The 23,356-nt window shown below is 57.1% G+C and carries 18 protein-coding genes and 1 pseudogene; 12 read left to right on the top strand and 7 right to left on the bottom strand.

The window, feature by feature from the left end:
• The first annotated feature begins 29 nt into the window (after positions 1 to 29).
• Positions 30 to 2,312: a formate C-acetyltransferase gene (pflB, locus tag ACTG2G_RS01520; RefSeq protein WP_005352571.1), complete on the top strand. Its 2,283-nt coding sequence runs from the start codon at positions 30 to 32 to the stop codon at positions 2,310 to 2,312.
• Positions 2,313 to 2,478: 166 nt separating this feature from the next.
• Here the strand turns inward: pflB and ACTG2G_RS01515 are convergent, their stop codons facing one another.
• On the bottom strand, positions 2,479 to 2,898 hold the full coding sequence (locus ACTG2G_RS01515; RefSeq protein ID WP_439985090.1) for a hypothetical protein: 420 nt from the start codon (positions 2,896 to 2,898) through the stop codon (positions 2,479 to 2,481).
• A 127-nt stretch (positions 2,899 to 3,025) separates the two neighbouring features.
• Complete coding sequence (locus ACTG2G_RS01510) at positions 3,026 to 3,460, bottom strand: YcgN family cysteine cluster protein (protein WP_421387632.1); 435 nt, start codon at positions 3,458 to 3,460, stop codon at positions 3,026 to 3,028.
• A 692-nt stretch (positions 3,461 to 4,152) separates the two neighbouring features.
• On the opposite strand from ACTG2G_RS01510, the gene istA reads away from it, so the two are divergent.
• Together istA and istB are read left to right on the top strand one after the other, a co-directional pair.
• Positions 4,153 to 5,694 (top strand): IS21 family transposase, encoded by a 1,542-nt coding sequence (gene istA / locus ACTG2G_RS01505; protein ID WP_059296349.1) that lies wholly within the window; start codon positions 4,153 to 4,155, stop codon positions 5,692 to 5,694.
• Positions 5,695 to 5,708: 14 nt separating this feature from the next.
• Complete coding sequence (gene istB / locus ACTG2G_RS01500) at positions 5,709 to 6,464, top strand: IS21-like element ISAs29 family helper ATPase IstB (RefSeq protein ID WP_059296348.1); 756 nt, start codon at positions 5,709 to 5,711, stop codon at positions 6,462 to 6,464.
• Between the two features lie 59 nt (positions 6,465 to 6,523).
• On the opposite strand, the gene ACTG2G_RS01495 is transcribed toward istB, so the two are convergent.
• On the bottom strand, positions 6,524 to 6,976 hold the full coding sequence (locus tag ACTG2G_RS01495; RefSeq protein ID WP_439985089.1) for a cell division inhibitor: 453 nt from the start codon (positions 6,974 to 6,976) through the stop codon (positions 6,524 to 6,526).
• 230 nt (positions 6,977 to 7,206) lie between these two features.
• Between ACTG2G_RS01495 and ACTG2G_RS01490 the strand changes: the two genes are divergently transcribed.
• The gene (locus ACTG2G_RS01490) at positions 7,207 to 7,404 is read left to right on the top strand and encodes a DUF4250 domain-containing protein (protein WP_005333612.1); all 198 of its coding nucleotides are present in this window, start codon (positions 7,207 to 7,209) and stop codon (positions 7,402 to 7,404) included.
• A 375-nt stretch (positions 7,405 to 7,779) separates the two neighbouring features.
• Positions 7,780 to 10,254 (top strand): glycogen/starch/alpha-glucan phosphorylase, encoded by a 2,475-nt coding sequence (locus ACTG2G_RS01485; RefSeq protein WP_042055774.1) that lies wholly within the window; start codon positions 7,780 to 7,782, stop codon positions 10,252 to 10,254.
• Between the two features lie 63 nt (positions 10,255 to 10,317).
• Here the strand turns inward: ACTG2G_RS01485 and ACTG2G_RS01480 are convergent, their stop codons facing one another.
• Positions 10,318 to 11,700 carry an SLC13 family permease gene (locus ACTG2G_RS01480; RefSeq protein ID WP_005333606.1) on the bottom strand — a complete coding sequence of 461 codons (1,383 nt, stop codon included), beginning with the start codon at positions 11,698 to 11,700 and terminating at the stop codon, positions 10,318 to 10,320.
• Between the two features lie 161 nt (positions 11,701 to 11,861).
• Positions 11,862 to 12,296 carry a thioredoxin TrxC gene (gene trxC / locus ACTG2G_RS01475; protein WP_064337780.1) on the bottom strand — a complete coding sequence of 145 codons (435 nt, stop codon included), beginning with the start codon at positions 12,294 to 12,296 and terminating at the stop codon, positions 11,862 to 11,864.
• 187 nt (positions 12,297 to 12,483) lie between these two features.
• On the opposite strand from trxC, the gene ACTG2G_RS01470 reads away from it, so the two are divergent.
• The 4 genes from ACTG2G_RS01470 to ACTG2G_RS01455 all read left to right on the top strand — a co-directional run bounded on the left by ACTG2G_RS01470 (position 12,484) and on the right by ACTG2G_RS01455 (position 19,580).
• Complete coding sequence (locus tag ACTG2G_RS01470) at positions 12,484 to 15,288, top strand: response regulator (protein ID WP_439985088.1); 2,805 nt, start codon at positions 12,484 to 12,486, stop codon at positions 15,286 to 15,288.
• A gap of 166 nt (positions 15,289 to 15,454) precedes the next feature.
• Positions 15,455 to 17,191 (top strand): ABC transporter transmembrane domain-containing protein, encoded by a 1,737-nt coding sequence (locus ACTG2G_RS01465; RefSeq protein ID WP_439985087.1) that lies wholly within the window; start codon positions 15,455 to 15,457, stop codon positions 17,189 to 17,191.
• Complete coding sequence (locus ACTG2G_RS01460) at positions 17,188 to 18,939, top strand: ABC transporter transmembrane domain-containing protein (protein ID WP_439985086.1); 1,752 nt, start codon at positions 17,188 to 17,190, stop codon at positions 18,937 to 18,939. The genes ACTG2G_RS01465 and ACTG2G_RS01460 overlap by 4 nt, the downstream gene beginning before the upstream one ends.
• A 167-nt stretch (positions 18,940 to 19,106) precedes the next feature.
• Positions 19,107 to 19,580: a DUF4442 domain-containing protein gene (locus ACTG2G_RS01455; RefSeq protein ID WP_019446113.1), complete on the top strand. Its 474-nt coding sequence runs from the start codon at positions 19,107 to 19,109 to the stop codon at positions 19,578 to 19,580.
• A 33-nt stretch (positions 19,581 to 19,613) separates the two neighbouring features.
• Here the strand turns inward: ACTG2G_RS01455 and ybcJ are convergent, their stop codons facing one another.
• Positions 19,614 to 19,847: a ribosome-associated protein YbcJ gene (gene ybcJ, locus ACTG2G_RS01450; protein ID WP_005361116.1), complete on the bottom strand. Its 234-nt coding sequence runs from the start codon at positions 19,845 to 19,847 to the stop codon at positions 19,614 to 19,616.
• 260 nt (positions 19,848 to 20,107) lie between these two features.
• Between ybcJ and ACTG2G_RS01445 the strand changes: the two genes are divergently transcribed.
• The 3 genes and pseudogenes from ACTG2G_RS01445 to pdxY all read left to right on the top strand — a co-directional run bounded on the left by ACTG2G_RS01445 (position 20,108) and on the right by pdxY (position 22,567).
• Entirely contained in the window at positions 20,108 to 20,671 is a 564-nt protein-coding gene (locus tag ACTG2G_RS01445) for a VC2662 family protein (RefSeq protein WP_337072884.1), read from the top strand.
• Positions 20,672 to 20,754: 83 nt separating this feature from the next.
• Positions 20,755 to 21,531: a DUF429 domain-containing protein gene (locus ACTG2G_RS01440; RefSeq protein ID WP_439985085.1), complete on the top strand. Its 777-nt coding sequence runs from the start codon at positions 20,755 to 20,757 to the stop codon at positions 21,529 to 21,531.
• Between the two features lie 173 nt (positions 21,532 to 21,704).
• Positions 21,705 to 22,567: pseudogene (pdxY, locus tag ACTG2G_RS01435) on the top strand (pyridoxal kinase PdxY).
• Between the two features lie 77 nt (positions 22,568 to 22,644).
• Here the strand turns inward: pdxY and ACTG2G_RS01430 are convergent.
• Positions 22,645 to 23,037, bottom strand: coding sequence for an NUDIX hydrolase (locus ACTG2G_RS01430; protein ID WP_236767968.1), 393 nt, complete (start codon positions 23,035 to 23,037; stop codon positions 22,645 to 22,647).
• Between the last annotated feature and the right edge of the window lie 319 nt (positions 23,038 to 23,356).

Here is a 23,356-nt window from a genome sequence, read left to right as displayed (position 1 = left end):
TACATCAATACCGTGTGAGGTAATGAAAAATGGCAGAACTTAACGAACAGTTCCAAAAAGCATGGGAAGGCTTCGCGGCCGGTGAATGGCAGACCTCTGTCAACACCCGTGACTTCATCCAGAAGAACTACACCCCGTATGAAGGTGACGAGTCCTTCCTGGCTGGCGCGACCGAAGCGACCACCAAGCTGTGGGACAAGGTCATGGAAGGGATCAAAATCGAAAACCGCACTCATGCGCCGGTTGATTTTGATACTGACCTGCCCTCCACCATTACCGCACACGATGCCGGTTATATCGATCAGAGCCTGGAGCAGATCGTTGGTCTGCAGACTGACAAGCCGCTGAAGCGCGCCATCATCGCCAACGGCGGTATCAAGATGGTTAAAACTTCTTGCGAAGTGTACGGTCGTCAACTGGACCCGATGGTCGAGAAGATCTTCACTGAATACCGCAAGACTCACAACCAGGGCGTGTTTGACGTTTACACCAAAGACATCCTGAACTGCCGCAAGTCTGGTGTTATCACTGGTCTGCCGGATGCCTACGGCCGTGGCCGTATCATCGGTGACTACCGTCGTGTTGCTCTGTACGGTGTTGACTTCCTGATGGCCGACAAACTGGCCCAGTTCAAGTCCCTGCAAGCTGACCTGGAAAACGGCGTCAACCTGGAAGCCACCATCCGTCTGCGCGAAGAGATCTCCGAGCAGCACCGTGCCCTGGCACAGATGAAGGTGATGGCTGCCAAGTACGGTTGCGATATCTCCGTACCGGCCAAGAACGCTAAAGAAGCCGTACAGTGGACCTACTTCGCCTACCTGGCGGCAGTCAAGTCCCAGAACGGTGCAGCCATGTCCTTCGGTCGTACCTCCAGCTTCCTGGATATCTACATCGAGCGTGACCTGCAGAAAGGCCTGATCACCGAGCAAGAAGCCCAGGAGCTGATGGACCACATGGTCATGAAGCTGCGTATGGTTCGCTTCCTGCGTACTCCGGAATACGATTCACTGTTCTCCGGCGACCCGATGTGGGCGACCGAGACCTTGGCTGGTATGGGCGTTGATGGCCGTACTCTGGTCACCAAGAACAGCTTCCGTATGCTGAACACCCTGTACACCATGGGCCCGTCCCCTGAGCCGAACCTGACCATCCTGTGGTCCGAGAAGCTGCCGGTCGGTTTCAAGAAGTACTGTGCCAAGGTATCCATCGAGACCTCTTCCGTTCAGTACGAGAACGACGATCTGATGCGTCCGGATTTCAACAACGATGACTACGCCATCGCTTGCTGTGTATCCCCGATGATCGTTGGTAAGCAGATGCAGTTCTTCGGTGCTCGTGCCAACCTGGCCAAGACCATGCTGTATGCAATCAACGGTGGTATGGACGAGAAACTCAAGATCCAGGTCGGTCCGAAAACCGAGATGGTCAAGTCCGAGTACCTCGACTACAACGACGTAATGGATCGTCTGGACCACTTCATGGATTGGCTGGCCAAGCAATACGTTGCTGCGCTGAACATCATCCACTACATGCACGACAAGTACAGCTACGAAGCCTCTCTGATGGCGCTGCACGACCGTGACGTATATCGCACCATGGCGTGTGGTATCGCTGGTCTGTCTGTAGCCGCTGACTCCCTGTCTGCCATCAAGTACGCCAAGGTCAAGCCGATTCGTGACGAAGATGGCGTTGCCATCGACTTCGAAATCGAAGGCGAATACCCGCAGTTCGGTAACAACGACGCTCGCGTCGATGATATCGCCTGTGACCTGGTTGAGCGCTTCATGAAGAAGATTCAGAAGCTGAACACCTACCGTGGTGCTGTTGCTACCCAGTCTGTTCTGACCATCACCTCCAACGTGGTATATGGCAAGAAGACCGGTAACACCCCGGATGGCCGTCGTGCCGGTGCTCCGTTCGGCCCGGGTGCAAACCCGATGCACGGTCGTGACCAGAAAGGTGCTGTTGCTTCCCTGACTTCCGTAGCCAAGCTGCCGTTCGCTTACGCTAAAGATGGTATCTCCTATACCTTCTCCATCGTTCCGAACGCACTGGGTAAAGATATGGAAGCCCAGAAAGCCAACCTGGCTGGCCTGATGGACGGTTACTTCCACCACGAATCCAACGTAGAGGGTGGTCAGCACCTGAACGTTAACGTGATGAACCGTGAAATGCTGCTGGACGCCATGGAAAACCCGGAGAAATATCCGCAGTTGACCATCCGCGTATCCGGTTATGCCGTTCGCTTCAACTCTTTGACCAAAGAGCAACAGCAAGACGTCATCACCCGTACCTTCACTGCTTCTCTGTAATCGAGACATAGTGAGCAAAAACCGGCGCCAAGGCGCCGGTTTTTTTATGCGTGCGATTCAGGGGGAGTAATCATCCCCTGTGAATCGCCTCCAGTTCCATCGCAACCACAACAGTTGTTACTGGGTATTCGAAGAGGATTAAGGGGAGGGGCTCACCAGGATTGACCTAGGCCCCGTCTGTAATGCGATTATGCTTTATTAGCGCTCTAAGGGGATAGGCGGTTGCTTTGCCTGCCATTTCATCAGTGTTGCTATGGCTCGTGGAACAGCTGATCAGGTTTAAGGGGTGAACAGAGGCGCCATCGCGGGTATCAAGCAATACCCATAAGCCTGTGACTATGGAATCATTCTCTGCCTCTGCCTCTGCCTCTGCCTCTGCCTCTGCCTCTGCCTCTGCCTCTGCCTCTGCCTCTGCCTCTGCCTCTGCCTCTGCCTCTGCCTCTGCCTCTGCCTCTGCCTCTGCCTCTGCCTCTGCCTCTGCCTCTGCCTCTGCCTCTGCCTCTGCCTCTGCCTCTGCCTCTGCCTCTGCCTCTGCCTCTGCCTCTGCCTCTGCCTCTGTCTCTGCCTCTGTCTCTGCCTCTCTCAATGCGCAGCTGGGAGGGTGTCTGGTTTAGCCAGCCAGATATGTGTGAAGCTACAAACCCTGCTTGCAGAAACAACAAGGGCTGCACATTGTGCAGCCCTTGTCTCTGGAAAATAGCGGGTTGAGCGCGTTAGCTGGCCCAGGTGATGATGTGATCGATCCATTCACCCGCCTGATCCTCGTGAATGACCTTGCCACGGACGGATTGACCAGCCTGATGCATCGCGGAACGACTGCCGGTCAGCAGAGGATGCCACTCTGGAAGAGCGTCACCTTCAGACAGCAGGCGATATGCGCAAGTTGAGGGGAGCCAGTCATATTCGGCGATCTTGTCATGGGTGATCTGCAGACAGTCAGGCTCTTTTTTGAAACGATTGGCGTAATCAGAGCACTGACAGGTCTTGGTGTTAAGCAAATTGCAGGCGACATTGGTGAAAACCAGTTCGTCGGTATCTTCATCGATCAGCTTGTTGAGGCAGCATTTTCCGCAACCATCGCAGAGGGATTCCCATTCGGATTCAGTCATCTGCGGCAGACTCTTGGTCTGCCAAAAGGGGGCTTGCATCATACCGCTCACTTATTACACCTGATAAAACGCGTGGTTATACCCCTTGTTACCCGGTATTTCAAGGAGAGGGTGACTCCGGTGGGCAAATTGTCGTGATCAGCTCAAATGAATGCAATGACTTTCAGCCTCATCATATTGCTCAAACGGGTTCGCTGGTGGGCAGGAAGTCCCGCAGGTTTGAATACTTGGGCAGCATGATTGTCCAGTTCAGGTTTTATTTTCTGCTTCTTTATCCGTTACATCTTTTGATGCTTGTCTGCTTGCAGCAAGCAGGGTCAAATGATCTCCGATGCCTACCGTCAGGCTGTTGCAAGCTTGTCTTTCAAATAAAGCCGCTGGTCACATATTGTTTGCGCCCTTCTGTCACTGCGACCCGCGGGAGAGCCTGCGTAGGCGTTCGTTTTTTGTCTTAATGATTGAGATAGATATCTTGCTCTGAATAGGCCAGCAGAGGTGTGCCGAGGTTAGTGCATATTCCGGCCGATCATGAACACCGATTCCGGTTCAACGTGAACACCATTTCCGGACCAATGTGAACGCTCATTCCGGCTCAACCTGAACACTTTGCTCCTCCTTTCCGGAAACAGTGTTCAACATCCCGGAATCACTGTTCACATTCACCGGAATCATCCTTAACGCATTGATTTAACAACCTTTGATACGCTCTCCCTTTTGCCAGGGAAGAGCCTATGTCTGCCAAGAGGATTGCAATGCGTAAAATTCGTGAAGTGCTGCGACTGCGGCTGGAAGCTGACCTCTCTGTTCGCCAGATAAGTTGCTGCACCAAGGTCAGCGTTGGCTCCATCCAGAAACTCCTCAAAAGTGCCCAGACGCTCGGCCTGACCTGGCCCTTACCTAGCCAGCTTGATGATGGCCAACTGGCGGCCCTGTTCTATCCGCAGGCCGATACCACCATCTCGGCCCGCCATGTTGTACCGGATTGGCCCTCTGTCCATCAGGAGCTCAAGCGTAAGGGGGTCTCCAAACAACTGCTCTGGGAGGAGTACACCCAGCGCTATCCCAACAGCTGTTACAGCTACTCCCAGTTCTGCGACCGTTACAAATCCTGGTGTCAGTTGCAAAAGCGCTCCATGCGCCAGATCCACAAGGCGGGGGAAAAGCTCTTTATCGACTACTGCGGGCCCACGGTGCCCATCGCCTCGCCCTCCACGGGGGAGGTCCGTCAGGCCCAGATCTTTGTCGCCGTGCTTGGTGCGTCCAACTACACCTTTGCCGAGGCTACCTGGTCACAGTCACTGCCGGACTGGTTGCAAAGCCATGTCCGTGCCTTTGAGTTTTTCGGCGGTACACCTGCACTGCTGATCCCCGACAACCTCAAAAGCGGTGTCAGCAAGGCTTGCCGATACGATCCCGAGCTCAACCCCAGCTACCAGCAGTTGGCCGAGCACTATCAGGTGGCAGTGATGCCAGCTCGCCCTTACAAGCCCAAGGATAAAGCCAAGGCTGAGGTGGGTGTGCAGATCGTCGAGCGCTGGATCCTCGCCCGCTTGCGCCACCAGACCTTTTTCTCGCTGGCCGAGCTCAACCAGTGCATCCGGGCCTTGCTGGACGAACTCAACGAGCGCCCGTTCAAGCAACTGCCCGGTAACCGGCGCGAGGCGTTTGAGCAGTTGGACCGCCCGGCGCTGGGACCACTGCCGGTGCATCCCTATCGCTATGTCGCCATCAAAACGGTCAAGGTCAACATCGACTATCACGTCAGCTATGAGCAGCACCACTACTCGGTGCCACACCAGTATGTGGGCCAGCAACTGGAGCTCCATGCTGGCGACACTTTGCTTCAGGTCTATCACCAGCAACAGCTGGTCGCGAGCCATCCGCGTAAAACCATCCCGGGGATGAGCACGATCCCGGAGCACATGCCGGAACGCCACAGCAAGCAGCAACGCTGGACGCCAGGCCGTCTCAAGCAGTGGGCTGCTGATATCGGACCGGGCACCTTGTGCTGGGTGAGCGAACGGCTGGAAGAGAAAGCCCATGTCGAGCAGGCATACCGACTCTGCCTGGGGCTACTGAGTCTTAGCCGGGAGTATCCGCCATCACGGGTCGAGGCCTGCTGTCAGTTGGCTAATCGGGAAGGACTGGTGCGACTCAAACAGCTCAAGTCGGTGCTGACCAGTGGCCGCGACCAACTGCCCGAAAGCCCGCTGAGCTACCCAGAGTTACCGCAAGAGCACGAGAACATCCGTGGCCCCCAGAGCTTCCACTAAAGAGGATACGCCCCATGACCCAACAAACCCTGACCCGCCTGAGAAACCTGAAACTGACCGGCATGGCGGATGCAGTGCAACAACAACTGGAACAGGCCAGTACCTACGAAGGGCTGCCCTTCATCGAGCGTCTAAGCCTGCTGGTCGAACACGAACAACTGAGCCGGGAGCAACGTAAACAAGCTCGGCTAGTCAAGCAGGCGCGGCTCAAACTCCAAGCCACGGTGCAAGAGGTGGACTACCAGTCTGCACGCAACCTGGAGCGGTCACAGGTTGCAAACCTGGCCCAAGGAGAGTGGCTGCGCCGAGGCCAGAACCTGCTCATTACCGGCCCCTGTGGCTGTGGAAAAACCTACCTGGCTTGTGCGCTGGGCTACCAAGCCTGTCAGCAAGGGCATAGCACTCGTTACTACCGGCTGCCGCGTCTGCTACTTGAGCTGAGCCAGGCCAAGGTAGATGGCAGTTACGCCAGACTGCTGGGTCAACTGGCCAGGATAGAGCTACTGGTCCTCGATGACTGGGGACTGGAAGCGGTGAATGCCGAGCAGCGCAACGCCCTGCTGGAGATCATGGATGATCGGTACGGGAAATACTCGACGGTAGTAGTCAGTCAGCTGCCAACTGAAGAGTGGTACGCGAGCTTGGGTGACAACACCCTGGCAGATGCGATCCTGGACCGGCTGATGCACAACGCTCACCGGCTGTCACTGAAGGGAGAATCGATGAGAAAGAGGAGAAGTGAGTTGACCCAATCTGAACAGTCGAGTTAGAAACGGGATGACGTGAGCGCGTTAAGGATCAGGGTGTTCACGTTGGCCGGAATGGCTGTTCAACTTCGCCGGAATACGCAGTTAGTCCGTTTCGCGCCAAAGAAGCGGGTGAGTACGCCAGATTGCTGTCCCAGTCGCTGCAGCTTGACGTGATCCAGCTCGATCTGCTCGGGTAGCCAGGTAAATACGGCGGCGCAGTGACCATTGCCCAGACTGCGCTCCAGGGTTTGCTGCCAGTTCTTGATTTTGGGGCTATGTACCACCAGCACTCTCTTGGGATCGATACCTCGCTCTTCCAGACGGCTGACTGTGGGGCGTCCCGGCGGGGCGATCAACAAGATCCAGCCGGTATGAGCCTCCCCAAGCTTTGTCAGCTCGCTCAGAAACTGATCATCAGACTGAATAGTCACACCATAATGAGCCAACTCCGCTTTGCAGGCGGTTCTGGTTGGCCAGGGCTTGCTCATGACACGATTCATCGCAAAGGGCAGTGAGTGCAGGGGCTGGTTCATATACGGGGTTCCTGTATGAATATCCAAGCTGTATGCGCATACAGTAGTTCTATCCTGTGGCAGTGACAAGGTGTTTTTGCTGAAAAATGTGATGGTGTTGGCATGTGTCGTTAGTAAGGTTATGTTTTTAAACACTATTTAATATAAAGCTGGTTGGGTGTTTTTCGTACTATGGACAAACCTTGCGTAACCGCCCATGGTTATACAGGTCATTTACAGGAGGTGCCGCCATGGATATCAGTACCTTGCAACGTCTTGATGCCAACATCTTGCTGGGCATCATCAATGAGAAGCTAAGGCTTGAGTGTGACGGGTTGGAGGAGCTGCTGGCCTATTACGATATGAGTGAAGAGCAGTTGGCAGGACGTCTGGATCAGATTGGGTACCATTACGATCCATTGAGTAATCAGTTCAAGGCACATCTTTAAGGGTGCAATGATTGCTTCATATTTATACGGTAATTTTTCAGGCACATTGAAACCGGTTTCAATGTGCCGTCTTGCTGCCTATTTTCAGGGATTTTCAAGGCTTGGCAATCTCTGAAAACCTATTCATGCCAGAATATTTTTATTGTTTCATTAAGCTTATGATAATAAAGGGAATGTTTGTTTTTGTGCGATCAATTAAAGGAAAGGGTTTTCAAGCTTTTCAGGCTGTTTTTATCGGTTAAAGTGTGACTTGCGTTAACTTTTAATTCTGCCGCTTTAGTTAGTATTCTCACGCCGGTACATATTTTGAGATAACAACAGCGCCGGTCCCGCAAGCGGGATAACAATTTTATTTGTAACGAAGGAATATGGTTTATGGCTACCAAGAAGAAGACAGACCAGGATCTCCAACTGGATAAAGATCAGCTCAAGGCGAGTATCGTGCGTCACCTGCGTTCTACCTTGGGAACAAGCGAACAGAAAGCCTCTCCCGAAGCGTGGTGGAAAGCCACAGCTGCGGCCGTCAATGAACAGGTGTACGAGCGCCTGACCCGCACTCAGCAGACTCATTTCAAGAAAGATACTCGTGCGATTCACTATCTCTCTGCTGAATTCCTGATGGGACGATTGACTTCCAACAACCTGCACAACCTCTCCCTCTACAAGACTTGCGAAGAGGCGCTGGGCGAACTCGGTCTGGAACTGACCGACCTGTGCGAACAAGAGCCGGACATGGCACTTGGCAACGGCGGCCTGGGTCGTTTGGCTGCCTGCTTTATCGACTCGCTGGCCACTCTGAACTATCCGGCGGTTGGTTACGGTATCCACTACGAACACGGTCTGTTCCGTCAGGAAATCCAGGATGGCCGCCAGATCGAGCGTCCGGACTCCTGGCGTGAATATGGCAACCCCTGGGAGATCTGCCGTCCCGAGTCGGTGCAAGAAGTGCCGCTCTATGGCTACGTCGAGACCGTGTTTGGTGACAATGGCGGCCTGAAGAAGGTGTGGCACGCCGGTCGCAAGATTAAAGGGGTGCCTTGGGATATTCCGGTGGTCGGTTTTGGCGGTCATACCGTCAACATCCTGCGTCTGTGGGAATCCCGCGCCTCCGAGTTTTTCGACTGGGACGTGTTCAACGCCGGTGGTTACATCGACTCCCAGGCTGAGAAAGCCCAGGCCGAGACCATCTCCAAGGTGCTGTATCCGAACGATGAGACCGATGCAGGTAAAGAGCTGCGTCTGATCCAGCAGTACTTCTTCTGTGCTTGCTCCATCAAGGACATCATGCGCCGCTACAAGCGGGTCCATGGCAGTGACTTCAGCAACTTTGCCGCGCAAATTGCCATTCAGCTCAACGATACTCACCCGACTGTCGCCATCCCGGAACTGATGCGGGTGCTGGTTGACGAGGAAGATCTGAACTGGGATGCCGCTTGGGCTATCTGCTATCAGGTTTTCTCTTATACCAACCACACTCTGCTGCCGGAAGCGCTGGAGAAGTGGTCGGTCAGCCTGTTCGAGAAAGTACTGCCTCGCCATCTGGAGGTGATTTACGAGATCAACGCCCGCTTCCTGAACGAGTTGGTGGAGCCCAAGTGGCCGGGCAACGATGCCATCAAGGCCAAGCTCTCCATCATCGAAGAGGGTGATGTACGCAAGGTTCGCATGGGCAACCTGTGCGTGATCGGTTCGTCCAAAGTGAATGGTGTGGCCGAGATCCACTCCAAGCTGGTGAAGGAAGATCTCTTCCCCGAGTATGCCGAGCTGTGGCCGGAAAAAATGTGCAACGTGACCAACGGGGTGACACCGCGTCGCTGGCTGCTGGCGTGCAACCCGGAACTGGCTGGTCTCTACAACGAAGTAGTAGGCAAGGAGTGGCCGCTGCAACTGGACAAACTGCGTGGCGTGGTGAAGTTTGCCGACGACAAGGCGTTCCAGCAGCAGTTCATGACCATCAAGCGTCACAACAAAGAGAAGCTGGTCAAGGTCATCAAGGACGAAACAGGTATCGATGTCAGTGCCGAGGCGATCTTTGACGTTCAGATCAAGCGTCTGCACGAGTACAAGCGCCAGCAGCTGAACCTCATTCACATCATGGCGCTCTATCGTCGCCTGCTGGCCAACCCGGACTATGACATGCACCCACGCGTGTTTATCTTCGGCTCCAAAGCTGCGCCCGGTTACAAGCTGGCCAAAGACATCATCTATGCCATCAACAAGCTGGCGGATCGGGTCAATAACGATGCTCGTATCCAGGGCAAGCTGAAAGTGGTGTTCATGCCGAACTACCGCGTGAGTCTGGCCGAGAAGCTGATTCCGGCGGCAGATGTCTCCGAGCAGATCTCTACTGCAGGTTATGAAGCATCCGGTACCGGCAACATGAAGATGGCACTCAACGGTGCAATCACCATCGGGACGCTGGATGGAGCCAACATCGAGATCGCTGAAGAGGCGGGTGCCGAAAACTGTGCCATCTTCGGTCTGAACGTGGACGAAGTGAAGTCGCTGAAGGCGCGCGGTTACAACCCGTACGACTTCTACTATGCCAACTCCGAGCTCAAAGCCGTGCTGGACTGGTTTGATACCGACTACTTCACGCCTGGTCGTCCGGGTGAGCTGGCTTCCATCAAGCGCTCCTTGCTGGAAGGGGGAGACCCTTACCTGACCCTGGCGGACTTCCAGTCCTACTCGGATGCACACAAGCTGATCGATACCTGGTATCGGGATCCGGCACTGTGGGCGAAGAAGGCCATCATCAACTCGGCCACCATGGGCAAGTTCAACTCCGACCGCTCCATTCAGGACTATGTGGATCGGATCTGGGATCTGAAGGCCTGCAACATCAGCTAATCGGATTCATAAATGAGAAAACCCCCGCAATGCGGGGGTTTTTGTTTATTGGGGGAAGCTGGATCAAAGGATATCGCCAACAAAGTAGGCCAGCAGGGCGAGCAACACGGTAAAGACAACGTTCAGAGCCATACCGGCTTTCATCATCTCCCTTTGGCGGATGTGGCCACTGGCAAAGACGATGGCATTGGGCGGCGTGGCGACTGGCAGCATAAAGGCACAGGAGGCACCGATAGCGATCAACACCGACATCACCACAGGTGATACACCCAGCGCCTCGGCGACACCGGCAAACAGGGGAACCAACAGTGCGGCGGTGGCGGTGTTGGAGACCAGCTCGGTCAGGAACACCACGAAGGCGGCCAGCATAAGCAACACGACAAAAATGTTGGCGTTGGAGAGTACGGCCGACAGATGGCTGGCCAAGAATGCGCTGGTACCAGTGGCCTTGAGAATGGCGCTCAGGGTCAGACCGCCGCCAAACAGCATCAGCACGCCCCAGTCGGTGTTCTGGTTGACGTCATCCCAGCTGGCGACACGGCTGACCACGATGGCCACGATGGCGCCCATGGCAATCAGGGTGTCGAGTTGCGGAATACCGCCAAAGGCGTTGGAGATGGGTTGTGATCCGATCCAGAGCACAACGGTGGTCAGGAAGATTGCCAGCGTCACTTTACGCTCGCGGGTCCAGTTGATGGTGACATCCTGGATCTCGACGCGGTGGCTGAGACGCGGGCGGGTCACCAGATAGAGCAGGGCAATGCCGCAGGGCATCAGGATCAGCACAACTGGAACACCGAATTTCATCCAGTCAGTGAAGCCAATCCCCATCTGGGCGGCTGCGATGGCGTTGGGTGGGCTACCCACCAGGGTGCCGATGCCGCCGATACTGGCGCTGTAGGCGATCCCCAGCAATACGAAGACGAAGGTGGCGCGCTCTTTTTTGCTATCGAGGCGTGCCAGCATACCGATCGCCAGTGGCAGCATCATGGCGGTGGTAGCGGTGTTGCTGATCCACATCGACATGGCGGCTGTGATGGTAAAGAGCAGGATGACGCCCCAACCCAGATGACCATTGGCCAGGTGCATCACCTTGCCTGCCATCAGGGTATCCAGTCCCTGTTTGGAGAGGGCTGCCGCGAGGGCGAAACCGCCAAAAAAGAGGAACAGGATCGGGTTGGCAAAATCGGTGAGGGATTTGCTCATGTCAAACACCCCGAGCACGGTAGCCAGCAGGGGTACCAGCAGCGCGGTGATGGTGACGTGCAGTGCTTCGGTCAGCCAGAGGATGGCGATAAAGACCAGAATGCCCAGCCCCTTGTTGACCATGGGGTCAAACGGGAGCCAGGCGAGCATGGCACAAAGTAGCAAAACATCCAGGATGACGATCCCTGATTTGATGTCCAGCCAGCGAGATGGAGCAGAGGGTACAGCTGATGTGTGCATAATGTTCTCTCGGTTAATTTATGGTTGTTTTTGTGTTGCCGAGATTACATCCATTCACTTGTTTGAAACAGACTCACATGTTGAAAATCAGCCTCTACTCACATACTCATTGATAAAAATGAGGAAATGAACACATAAATAAAACATGTGCGAAATATAAATCAAACATCCATGAACTGTTCCAGCCATTGCTTGAACATGCTCTTGGGCAAGGATCCATTTATCTGGTTCACCAGTTTACCCTGTTTGAAGACCATCAGGGTGGGGATGCTGCGAATGGCGTAACGGGCGGCAATGGTGCTCTGCTGCTCGGTATCGACTTTGACAAAGCGCATCCGTGGTTCGAGTTCATGGGCAACCTCATGAAATACCGGAGCAAACTGCTGGCAGGGGCCGCACCAGCTGGCCCAGAAATCGACCACGACCGGGATGTCTGAGTTGATCAGGGTATCGAAGTTATCCGCATTCCCGAGGCAAGGGGTCTGGCTGAACAGGAGGGCTTTGCAGCGCCCGCATTTGGCAGATGTATCGATATGGGTAACGGGCAGGCGGTTCCTGGTAAAGCAGTGGCTACAATAAGTAGTGATAAATGACATAATTGGTTCCTTCTAAATCAGCTCTGGCCGGGGATATGATGAAAAGCCAGAATGAAGCAATCGCGAAACAATAGCGAAATATCAGAGCAATAACGGTAACACAGTGCCCAGCGGGAGTGGATAATTCCCCCTGGGTTCATTGCCTGACCGGATAATTCAGCGACCACCAGATGAGAGTCGAGACGGGATGAATAAAGGATCACGGAAAAACCGTGCTGTGCCAGGGCTGATTGTTGCCCTGCTGCTTGCCTTTTCGGGCTACTGCTGGCAGTCGCTCAGTCAGCAGCAGCAGGCCCACAACCTGAACGAAGCGGCCGAGGTGGTGCTGAACAGGATCAACGCCGATACCCTCTATCTGCTTGGGCGGGAGCAGGCCAATGACAGCAATGTCCAGCAGCGCCTGAACCAGTTATCCATCACCCTTGACGGTTTTGTACGGGAAGTCAGAAGCGATCCCGAGCTGGTGCAAGACGACCTTTCCCAGGCTCTGCTTGATGACATGGACAACTATCTGATGGCGCTGGCCAGGCTTCATGCCATTGAGATGGCTATCGAGTACCTCAATGCGCCCCTGCAGGCCCAGATTAAAAAGGTGCGGGGGATAAGCCCGTCAGACAGTGCTCTCCATCGCGACCTGGAGGAGTTGGCGCAACTGAGCAACTATCTGCAGCGCAGTTGGGACAAACGTGAACAGACTACGCTTGACCAGCTGCAACAGCAGTTGCAATCCCGTTATGGCAACTTGCCGGAGATCGCCACCCTGATCCGCCTGAGCAAGGAGATGAGCCAGCAGGTGATTGCTTATCACACCTTGCGTTACCAGCTCATCGACATGCATGTGATCGAGAGTCTGGTGCGCTGGAAACTCGACAAGCTGGAGCGCGCCTCCTCTTTGATGAACCGCTTCTATCTGATGGTGCTGTGCGGGGCTTTGATCTGCTTTGCGCTGGTGGCCTTCACCCTGTGGCGCCGCAACCAGAAGCTGAGCGAGTTGTCGCGCCAGACCGGCTTGCTGGCCCAGGCGAAAAGCGATTTTCTGGCCAACATGAGCCACGAGATCCGCACCCCCATGAATGCCATCATAGGTTTTAGCTCGCTGGCACTGCAGACTGAACTGGATCAGCAACAGCGGGACTATCTGGGCAAGATCAAATCCTCATCCGATACCCTGCTGCTGCTGATCAACGACATCCTTGATTTGACCAAGGTGGAGTCTGGCAAGCTGACACTGGAGGAGATCGACTTCGATCTCAGCGAGCAGCTCGATTCGCTGGCGGGCATGTTTGCCGATCTGGCGGAGCGCAAGCATGTGGAAGTGGTTATTCGCAAATCACCGGAAGTGCCGGTCTTCTTGCGTGGGGATCCCTTGCGATTGGGACAAGTGCTGGTCAATCTGGTGAACAACGCCATCAAGTTTACCGAACGGGGTGAAGTCGAAGTCTGCATCGAGCTGGCCAATCCTCACCCAATGCGGATCCGCTTCAGTGTGCGCGATACCGGCATCGGCATTGCCGAAGAGAAGCAGACCCAACTGTTTCAGGCGTTTACCCAGCTGGAGGCGGGCAATACCCGAAAATATGGCGGCTCGGGTCTTGGGCTCAACATCTCCCAGCGGCTGGTGGAGCTGATGGGGGGGCGGATCACCGTAGAGAGCAAGCCTGGCGTCGGCTCTCTGTTCAAGTTCGATATTCCGATGGCGCAGGCGGTCTACGGCGTGGCTGGACGGAAAGTCTTCTTCGAAAACCAGCCGCTGGTGATGGTGATGGATGACAACGAACTGGTGCTGGATCTGGCCCGGGACATTCTGACTCGCGCGGGAGTGCGGGTGCTGCCGGTTAACTCCCTTTCCCGTGCCCGTCAGCTGCTCCGTGAAGAGGGACCGAATCTGCGGTTGGCGATCCTCGACTGGCGCATGGGTCAGGAGGATGGGCTCGATCTGGCGCTGGAGATGTATCAGCACAGCCAGTGGCGGCGGATCCCCATCCTGATGATCAGTGCCTGGGCCAGAGAGGGGCTGCACGCCAGGATGGACAGCATGGGGCTGACCCATTTTCTGCCCAAACCGATGACCGAAAATGCCCTGCTGGCCAAGGTGGACGAACTGCTCAACGGCAGCTCCTACGAGCTCAACCTGCGCAAGGCCGAGGCACAGGGGGATCAGCAACATTTCAAATCCCTGTTGCAGGGTTCCCGAGTGCTGTTGGCGGAAGACAACCGGGTCAATCAGCAGCTCATCATCGAATATCTGCGGCGCGTCGATGCGGTAGTGTGTGTGGTCAGCAATGGTCGGGAGGCGGTGGAGCGGGTCGCCGAGCAGCCTTTTGACGTGATCCTGATGGATTTGCAGATGCCGGTGCTGGACGGACTCGATGCTACCCGCCAGATCCGCAAGATGGTCGACAAACACGATGTGCCCATCATTGCCCTCACCGCCAGTGCCATGCCCGGTGACAAGGAGCGTTGTCTGGGGGTGGGGATGAATGGTTATGTCACCAAGCCGGTGAGCAAGCTGGATCTTTACAACAACCTGCTGCAGTGGGTGAAGCCGCAAGGGGTGGAGCAGGCGGGGATCATGGAGGTGAAACCGCCGGATATGATGGGGATCCTCGATCTGCAGGATGCCCTCAAGCGGCTGGAGCAGGACAAGGAGGCATTGCAGATCCTGTTCAAGCTGTTTATGTCGGAGCACAAGGACGATCTGTGGGAGATCCGCTCCGCCCTGCGCCGTCAGCAGCCCGAGGTGGCCAGCAAGTTGCTGCACACCCTCAAGGGGGTGTCGGCCAATATCTCGGCGGCCCGTCTGCAATTGGTGGCTGGCGAGCTGGAGTGGCGCCTGCGGCAAAACGAGGTGCTGAGCGAGACGGATCTCGAACAGTTGCAACAGGTCTTCAGCCAGACCCGGGAAGAGGTGTCACACTTCCTGTTGACCGGTGAGCAGCATGAAAATTCGTATAATCCCTATTCATCAGGGGATGATCGCATGTCACAGTGAATTAAATAGTAATTATTCTCAACCATCCCGGTTCGGGATATGATGAGCTTTCGTTCAAATCGCCTCCAGCCGGAGGCGATTGTTTTCATTGTTCTATTTCTGCGTGGCTTCTCTGATGGCCGCTCCTTGGAGCGGTCACGGGCAGAGAGCGCTAAAGGTTGGTGGTGTGAGCGTATTTCTACGATTGAGCTGGTTTTTCAAGGAGCAGTGGCCCCGTTATCTGGCTGCCATCTCCCTGCTGCTGATGGTGGCCCTGTTGACCGTTATTCCACCCAAAGTGGTGGGCTGGGTGGTTGATGGCATCACCAAGGGCGGTCTCGACAATGGTACCCTGATGCGCTATCTGGCGGGGCTGTTTGGTCTGGGTGTGCTGATTTATCTGCTGCGCTACGTCTGGCGGGTGATGCTGTTTGGTGCCTCTTACCGTCTGGCCTATGTGTTGCGCAATCGCCTGTTCAGTCATTTCACCCGGATGAGCCCCGATTTTTATCAGCGCCACCGTACTGGCGATTTGATGGCCCATGCCACCAATGACATTCAGGCTGTGGAGATGACCGCTGGCGAAGGGGTGCTAACCCTGGTGGACTCCATCATGGTCGGGGTATTGGTGCTCTCCATCATGTGCAGCCAGTACTCCTGGCAGTTGACGCTGGTCTCCTTGCTGCCGCTGCCGGTGATGGCCTATTTCATGAACCGCTTCGGCACCCAGATCTACACCCAGTTCAAGGCGGCGCAAGGGGCCTTCTCCAGGCTCAACAACAAGACCCAGGAGGCCCTTTCCGGCGTGCGGGTGTTGAAATCCTATGCGGTTGAATCGCTGGAAGATGAGGGCTTTGCCGAGCTGACTCGGCAGGCGGGGGAGCGCAATATGGCGGTGGCCCGCATCGATGCCAAGTTCGATCCGGTCATCTACCTCTGTATCGGTTGCTCCTACTTCCTCGCGGTGGCGGGGGGCAGTGTGCTGGTGCTGCGCGATGAGTTGACTCTGGGTGAGCTTACCAGCTTCACCATGTACCTCGGCCAGCTGATCTGGCCGATGTTTGCCATCGCCTGGCTGTTCAACATCATCGAGCGGGGCAGCGCCGCCTACTCCCGTATCGAAAGCCTGCTGGGGGAGCGCAGCGATATCGAAGAGCCCGCCCAGCCGGCCGCGTTTACCTCTGCCTTTCCTTTGCAGATCAAAGGGGTGAGCTATCAACTCGAGCAGCGCACCCTGCTTGCGGATATCGACGTGACCCTCAAGCAAGGGGGGATGCTCGGGGTGGTGGGGCGCACCGGGGCAGGCAAGAGCTCCCTTCTCAAGCTGTTGATGCGCCTTGCCAATCCGACTCACGGTTCGATTGTCATGGGTGGCGTTCCGATTGACCAGCTGCCGCTCGCCACACTGCGCAGCCAGTTTGCCTATGTGCCGCAGGAGCCATTCCTGTTTTCCACCACCATCGCCGCCAATATTGCCCTGGGCAAACCCGATGCGAGCCGCGAGGAGGTCGAACGGGTGGCGCGCATTGCCTGTGTCCACGATGATATCGTGCGTTTCCCCAAGGGCTATGAGACCGAGGTGGGGGAGAAGGGGGTGACCCTCTCCGGCGGCCAGAAACAGCGGCTGGCCATTGCCCGCGCTCTGCTGCTGGAGGCGCCCATTCTGGTGCTCGATGATGCGCTCTCGGCGGTGGATGCCCACACCGAGCAGCAAATTCTGCACGCACTTAAGGCCCATCGTCGCACCCTGATCCTGGTCAGTCATCGCATGACGGCGGTGGAGCAGGCCGACGAGATCCTGGTGCTGGAGCAGGGGGCTGTCAGCGAGCGGGGTCATCACGGTGCCCTGATGGCGCACAATGGCTGGTACGCAGATATGGTGCGTTACCAGCGTCTCGAAGAAGCGGTGGAGGAGTGCCTGTGAATCCGACCATTAAACGACTGCTCGCCTACTGCGCCCGCTATCCGCGCTGGCTTATTCAGGCGGGGATTTGCCTGCTGCTGGCCACCGGCGCCGAAGTGGCCGGGCCGCTGCTGATCAAGCTCTTTATCGATGACTATCTGGCGCCTCGCAATATCGTGCTGCCCACCATAGCCCTGATTGCGGCGGGCTATCTGGGTTTGCAAGTGCTGTCGGCGGCGGGTTTTTATTTGCAATCCCTGCGCTTCAATCGCATTGCTCAGGCGGTGGTGCAAACCCTGCGCGAGCAGGTATTTGCTACCGCCATCCGTTTGCCGGCCCGCTACTTTGACCAGCATCGCTCCGGCTCGCTGATTTCCCGCATCACCAACGACACCGAGGCGATCATGAACCTCTATGTGCAGGTGATCGGGATGTTGGTGCAAAAAATGGTGTTGTTATGCGGCATTCTTATCTCGATGGCGCTGCTGGATCTGCGGCTGATGCTGGTTTGCTCCCTGCTGTTGCCCGCGGTGGGCGGGGTGATGTGGCTCTACCAGAAACTGAGTGTGCCGGTGGTGCGAGCGACCCGCAGCCTGCTCTCCGACATCAACAGCCGCCTCAACGAGTCGCTGCAGGGGATGCCGGTCATTCAGGCGATGGTGCAGGAGCGCCATTTCGCCAATGCCTTTGCCGAGGTGAATCAGCAGCACTGGTCAGCACGGATCAAGAGCCTCAAGATCAACGGCATTTTGCTGCGCCCGCTCATCGATCTCTTCTACATGATGGTGCTGATCGGTCTGTTGGCGCTGTTCGCCCACGAGGGGGTGAGCCACGCCGCTGCCATTCAGGTGGGGGTGCTCTACGCCTTTATCAGCTATCTGGGGCGGATGATAGAGCCGCTCATCGAGATGACCAACCAGCTTAACCAGTTGCAGCAGGCGATGGTGGCGGGGGAGCGGGTCTTTGCCCTGCTCGATGAAACCCGCGAGAGCACCGATGGCGAGATGATCCCGCTGGAAGGGCGGGTCAGTTTCGAGCGGGTGAGCTTTTCCTACGATGGTGAGCAGCAGGTGCTGCGAGAGGTGAGCTTTGCCGCAAAACCGGGCCAGATGCTGGCGCTGGTGGGCCATACCGGCAGCGGCAAGTCCACCATCATCAGCTTGCTGATGGGCTTCTATCCGCTGGATCAGGGGCAGATCCGCTTCGATGATCACGGATTGGATACCTTGTCATTAGCGGCGGTGCGCCGCAGCATCGGGCTGGTGCAGCAAGATCCCTTTATCTTCGTCGGCACGTTGGCGGAGAACCTGCGTCTCGGCCGCGCCGGAATAGATGAGGAGCGGCTCTGGCAGGCGCTGAGCGAGGTGCAGCTGGCCGAGTTTGTGCGCAGCCTGCCACAGGGGATCAATACCCTGATGGAGGAGGGGGGCAAGAACCTCTCTGCCGGTCAGCGGCAACTGCTCTCCTTTGCCCGTGCGCTGGTGGGGGATCCGCGCATCCTCATTCTGGATGAAGCGACGGCGAGCGTGGACTCCCAGACCGAGCTGGCGTTGTCGCAGGCGATCTCTGCCGCCCGTCGTGGCCGCACCACCATCGCCATCGCCCACCGCCTCTCGACCATCGTCGATGCGGACGAGATCCTGCTGCTCTCCCGCGGTCAGGTGAGCGAGCGGGGTAGCCACAGCGAGCTGATGGCCCTCGGCGGTCACTATGCCCAGCTGTTCGAGATGCAGAGTCAGGGGGCCTGGCTCGAAGAGAAGCGCGCCTGATCGGCACATTTGCTGTAACAGCGACATGAACGAAAAGAGGGAACCGGTGCGGTTTCCTCTGTTTTTTTGGGTTGGGCAAAAGGTCGTAAGCGTGATCCCTGTACTTGTCGAATGGCGCAGATGCAGGCAACATGTTGTTTACATTAACTCATCGGATCAGTTCGCATATGGATTTGCAACGCTTCAAAGCCAATCTGGCGCTTCGGCTGTTTGCTTGGCGCTACATTCCCGTCATCGGGTTTTGTGCCCCGATCATCGAAGAGATGAACGCCAAGGCGCTGCGCATTCGCATTCCCCTTGGCTGGCGTACCCGCAACCACCTGGGCAGCATGTATTTTGGCGCGCTGGCGACCGGCGCCGATCTGGTAGGTGGTCTACTGGTGATGGAGAAGGGGCGGCAGCGGCGCAAGAAGGTGCACTTCGCCTTCAAGGATGTGCAGGGGGAGTTTTTGAAACGACCGGAGGGGGATGTGCAGTTCGACTGCGCAGCGGGGGAGGAGATTGACGCCATGATCGACGAATCGCTGGCAAGCGGTCAGCGCATCAATCGCCCCATCCAGGTGGTAGCCACCTGTCCGTCATTGAACGGGGATGAGGCGATGGCGCGTTTTGTGCTGACCCTGTCGATCAAGGCCAGCTAGCGGGTTGCCGGAGAGTGGCTCCCCGAAACGGGTTTAGCCAATCTCCGGGCTGACGCCCTCTTTCACCACGACCTTCATGCCGTTGAAGTTGACCACCTGTTCGGCCACGATCTTGCAGCGCTTGCGGGTCTCGACCTGACCGTCCACCTCGACCAGCCCTTCGGCAACGAGGGCTTTGGCGGCGCCGCCACAATCGGCCCACCCCTGATGTTTGATAAGGTCACACAAGGCAACGAAGGGGTGACCTTCGAGCAGAAACGTCTCCATGGGAAATCCTCTAGATGGATGAATGCCGGATACAGCAGGGCGACTATTTTAGGCAGTTCGCTCAGGCAAAGAAAGGAAGAGGGGCCACTCGCTGCGAAAAAGTGGCCGATTGTCCTTGAGGTGGCGCTTTCGCAAGACCTGATGGAGAGGTGAGAGGGCCACCCGTGACGTATCGTGACGCACCTCGTCCCTGCTGGTGTGCCCACACTAGCCCCTTACTGTTAGGATCGGGTCACTCTCAATGGCCCAAGGAACTTCCCATGACACTCTCCCGCCTGCTGCTGGCATGCAGCGCCCTGACCCTGTGCGGTGCCGCGCAGGCCAGTACTCCGGTGCAGGTCTCGCTGCCCGGGGTCAATTTGCCCGCGTCCCATCAGGTGGAAGGGGCGCGCGCCTCGCTGCTCTACGGTCGGACCGGTCAGGTGAAGGGTATTGATCTGCCGATCTTCGCCCTCTCCGATGTGGATCAGTTCAGCGGCCTGCAGCTCGGGATCTTTCTCGGTGCCGGTAGGGTGCGCCACCAGTTTGGCGGAGTTGCCATCAACGCCATCAACTGGCACGAAGGGCAGGATACCGGCGTCAATCTGGGGCTGGTCAACCTGACCAACAATGTGCAGGGGCTTAACTGGGGGGCGGTCAATATCGCCAAGGGCAATGCGCTGGCCAACGTTGGCTTCGTCAACTATGCCGAGCGTACCACCTTCCAGATTGGCTTTATCAATGCGACCAAGCACCTCGACGGCTTGCAGATCGGGCTGGCCAACTATGCCGCCAACGGTGTGTTCCCCATTCTGCCGCTGGTGAACTTCCAGAAATCGTTCTGAGTGGGCGGTTCGCTTTGCGTTAAGGGCCTCTGCTGATTACCCTGTGCCTCTTGCAACTTGTGACAGGCGAACAGAGGTAATTGATGACGGCAGGGCAGATGAGTGCAATCGGGATCGGCTGGGATGTGCGTGGCTGGCAGGGCAGTGCCCAGGCGGTGGCCGTGGTGGGCTGGCAGGCCGACTCCAACCGCCTGCACTGGCTCGGGGTGTCGCCTCTGTTTCGTCTAAGCTCGCGGGTGGCGCCGGATCTGGCCGCTCTGCTGCGTCCCGCCCTGCAAAACGAGCTGACCCTGATGCAGGTAGAAGCCTGCCCGCAACTGGCGCTCGGTATCGATGCGCCACTCGCTTTTCCCCGTGCCTTGCGGGATCTGCTAAATGGCCAGCCACATAGCTGCGCAGCTCCCGAGCGTGAGATAGACAACCCCTACGCCTATCGCGACTGCGAGCGCTGGCTGTATCAGCAGTACGGCAAGAAGCCGCTGTCGGCCACCTTCGACCGGCTTGGCAACAATGCCACCCTGGCGCTCTCCATGCTGCCGCGACTCTCGGATCTGCAACTGGTGCCGACCGTTGCCCCGAAGGCCAGTCGCGCCGTGCTGGAGGTCTATCCGGCATTGGCCAAAGTGGGCGGCAAGGCCTCCCCGGCACGGCCCGAGCTGGCGGCCTTACTGCCTGCGGACGTGCTGGTCGGCACCGATCGCTACGATGCGGTGCTCTGCGCCCTGATGGCGCTGCAATATGCCGCTGGTGGCAAGGTGACGGTATTGCCTGAGCTGATTTCGCCACCCAGTGACATGCCTTGTGATGAGGGATGGGTCTATCACTTTGCCCGTCATGCTGTAGAGCACAACGGCATGTGACGACGGGGACGCGGCACATCATGGCGCCGCTCACCCTGTGGAGGCGGGCCAAATGGCGCAAAAAACCTGTCTTTAGTCAGGAAATTGCCTGTTCATCCCGCGCCAAGGTGGCGCATCGTTATCTTCATCCGATATATTGCCCACCTTGCTGATCCTTTGCTGTGGTATTCCCGATGAAATCCGTTCTCTCTATTCAGTCCCACGTGGTCTTTGGTTGTGCCGGCAACAGCGCGGCCGTCTTCCCCATGCGCCGCCTTGGTATGGATGTATGGCCCATCAACACGGTGCAGTTTTCCAACCACACCCAATATGCCCAGGGGTGGCAGGGGATGGCGATGCCGGCAGGCCATATCAGTACGCTGGTGAAAGGATTGGGCAATATCGAGGTGTTGAGCCAGTGTGACGCCGTGCTGAGCGGCTACCTTGGCTCCGCCGAGCAGGGGGACGAGATCCTGACCGTGGTCAACGCCGTCAAGGCGGCCAACCCCGATGCCATCTACTTCTGCGACCCTGTGATGGGTCATCCGGAGAAGGGTGTATCGTCGCTCCCGGCGTTACCCGTTTCCTGACCGAGCAGGCGTTGCCGGTGGCCGACATGATGGCCCCCAACCTGCTGGAGCTGGAGACCCTCTGTGATACCCATCTGGCTGATCTGGATCAGACCCGCGCGGCTGCCCATCAGCTGCTGGCCCGCGGCGTCAAGCTGGTGCTGGTCAAGCATCTCGGTCGTGCGGCGCAGGACTCCAGCCGCTTCGAGATGCTGCTGGCGACCCCGCAAGGGGATTACCTGATTGCCCGTCCGCTCTATGACTTTGCCCGCCAGCCGGTGGGGGTTGGCGATCTTATCAGCGCCCTGATGCTGGCCAATTTGCTGGCCGGTCACGATGCGGTCAGCGCGTTCGAGCGCACCAACGCCTCGGTGGATGCGGTGCTGCAGGAGACCTGGCGCCAGCAGGCTTACGAGCTGCAACTCATCGCCGCGCAAGATGCGTTTGATTCGCCGAAGGTGGAGGTGCGAGCGGTGATACTACCCTGATTGCTGCCATGTCTGAAGCAAAAGAGGTGAGCCATTGGTTCACCTCTTTTTTGTTTGTATCGCTCCCGGCTATGGGGTCAGCGGATCAGCCTCTGCTCAACCAGCCAGACAAACAGCAGGCGGGAGACGGGGGAGAGCTCATCGAGGTGAGAGCTGTCGAGCCAGCGCAGCTCGGCAATTTCGGCCGAGGCGATCGGGGTGCCGCTCGCTTCGCCGGTGTAGCAGCGCAGTCTCACCTCGACACCTGCCGGTTTGCCATCGGCCTGGGCGTTGAATTCGCAGGCAAAGCGCAGGGTGTCGGGTTGCAGGGTGACAGCCAGCTCCTCCTCAATCTCGCGGATCAGCGCCGCCTCGTCGCTCTCGCCCGGTTCCCGCTTGCCGCCCGGGATGTAATAGATGCCCTTGCCGTGGGAGCGGGCGCAGAGCAGTTGCTGATCTTTAAAGGTGAGCCAAGCGAGTTTGTCGATCATCTGTTTTCTCTCCAATGGGGTTGCCGTGATGAGCAGTGGCGCACTCAAGCGCACCGTTGTTTTGCATGCCGGCAGCCTAACAAAGATGAAGTTGAGTCCCAAGTAGAAAGAGGGGATAGGCCGGAAACGCACTGTTTCCAGCGCGGTGACTGCGTAGCTGAATGAGTGCGCAATGGCTGGTTCGCCACAGCTTTCTCGTCTCTAAAAAAGCGGACTGGCGCACATCACGACAGGACCGGACTGGGCGAAGGCGGGGCCCTTGTGGTTTAATCTTGCCACTTTAGCGGTAGTGGGCGACGGGCCTGCTACCTTGCGTGGG

Source organism: Aeromonas sp. 55A (assembly GCF_051919665.1).
Classification (GTDB): Bacteria; Pseudomonadota; Gammaproteobacteria; order Enterobacterales; family Aeromonadaceae; genus Aeromonas; species Aeromonas veronii.
This window is presented reverse-complemented; position numbering and strand designations above follow the sequence as displayed.

Excerpts from the sequence above, each read along its gene's own strand:
- pflB (WP_005352571.1), top strand. The coding sequence starts at position 30 with ATGGCAGAACTTAACGAACAGTTCCAAAAAGCATGGGAAGGCTTCGCG.
- ACTG2G_RS01510 (WP_421387632.1), bottom strand. The coding sequence starts at position 3,460 with ATGCAAGCCCCCTTTTGGCAGACCAAGAGTCTGCCGCAGATGACTGAA.
- istA (WP_059296349.1), top strand. The coding sequence starts at position 4,153 with ATGTCTGCCAAGAGGATTGCAATGCGTAAAATTCGTGAAGTGCTGCGA.
- istB (WP_059296348.1), top strand. The coding sequence starts at position 5,709 with ATGACCCAACAAACCCTGACCCGCCTGAGAAACCTGAAACTGACCGGC.
- ACTG2G_RS01495 (WP_439985089.1), bottom strand. The coding sequence starts at position 6,976 with ATGAACCAGCCCCTGCACTCACTGCCCTTTGCGATGAATCGTGTCATG.
- ACTG2G_RS01490 (WP_005333612.1), top strand. The coding sequence starts at position 7,207 with ATGGATATCAGTACCTTGCAACGTCTTGATGCCAACATCTTGCTGGGC.
- ACTG2G_RS01485 (WP_042055774.1), top strand. The coding sequence starts at position 7,780 with ATGGCTACCAAGAAGAAGACAGACCAGGATCTCCAACTGGATAAAGAT.
- ACTG2G_RS01480 (WP_005333606.1), bottom strand. The coding sequence starts at position 11,700 with ATGCACACATCAGCTGTACCCTCTGCTCCATCTCGCTGGCTGGACATC.
- trxC (WP_064337780.1), bottom strand. The coding sequence starts at position 12,296 with ATGTCATTTATCACTACTTATTGTAGCCACTGCTTTACCAGGAACCGC.
- ACTG2G_RS01470 (WP_439985088.1), top strand. The coding sequence starts at position 12,484 with ATGAATAAAGGATCACGGAAAAACCGTGCTGTGCCAGGGCTGATTGTT.
- ACTG2G_RS01455 (WP_019446113.1), top strand. The coding sequence starts at position 19,107 with ATGGATTTGCAACGCTTCAAAGCCAATCTGGCGCTTCGGCTGTTTGCT.
- ybcJ (WP_005361116.1), bottom strand. The coding sequence starts at position 19,847 with ATGGAGACGTTTCTGCTCGAAGGTCACCCCTTCGTTGCCTTGTGTGAC.
- ACTG2G_RS01445 (WP_337072884.1), top strand. The coding sequence starts at position 20,108 with ATGACACTCTCCCGCCTGCTGCTGGCATGCAGCGCCCTGACCCTGTGC.
- ACTG2G_RS01440 (WP_439985085.1), top strand. The coding sequence starts at position 20,755 with ATGACGGCAGGGCAGATGAGTGCAATCGGGATCGGCTGGGATGTGCGT.
- ACTG2G_RS01430 (WP_236767968.1), bottom strand. The coding sequence starts at position 23,037 with ATGATCGACAAACTCGCTTGGCTCACCTTTAAAGATCAGCAACTGCTC.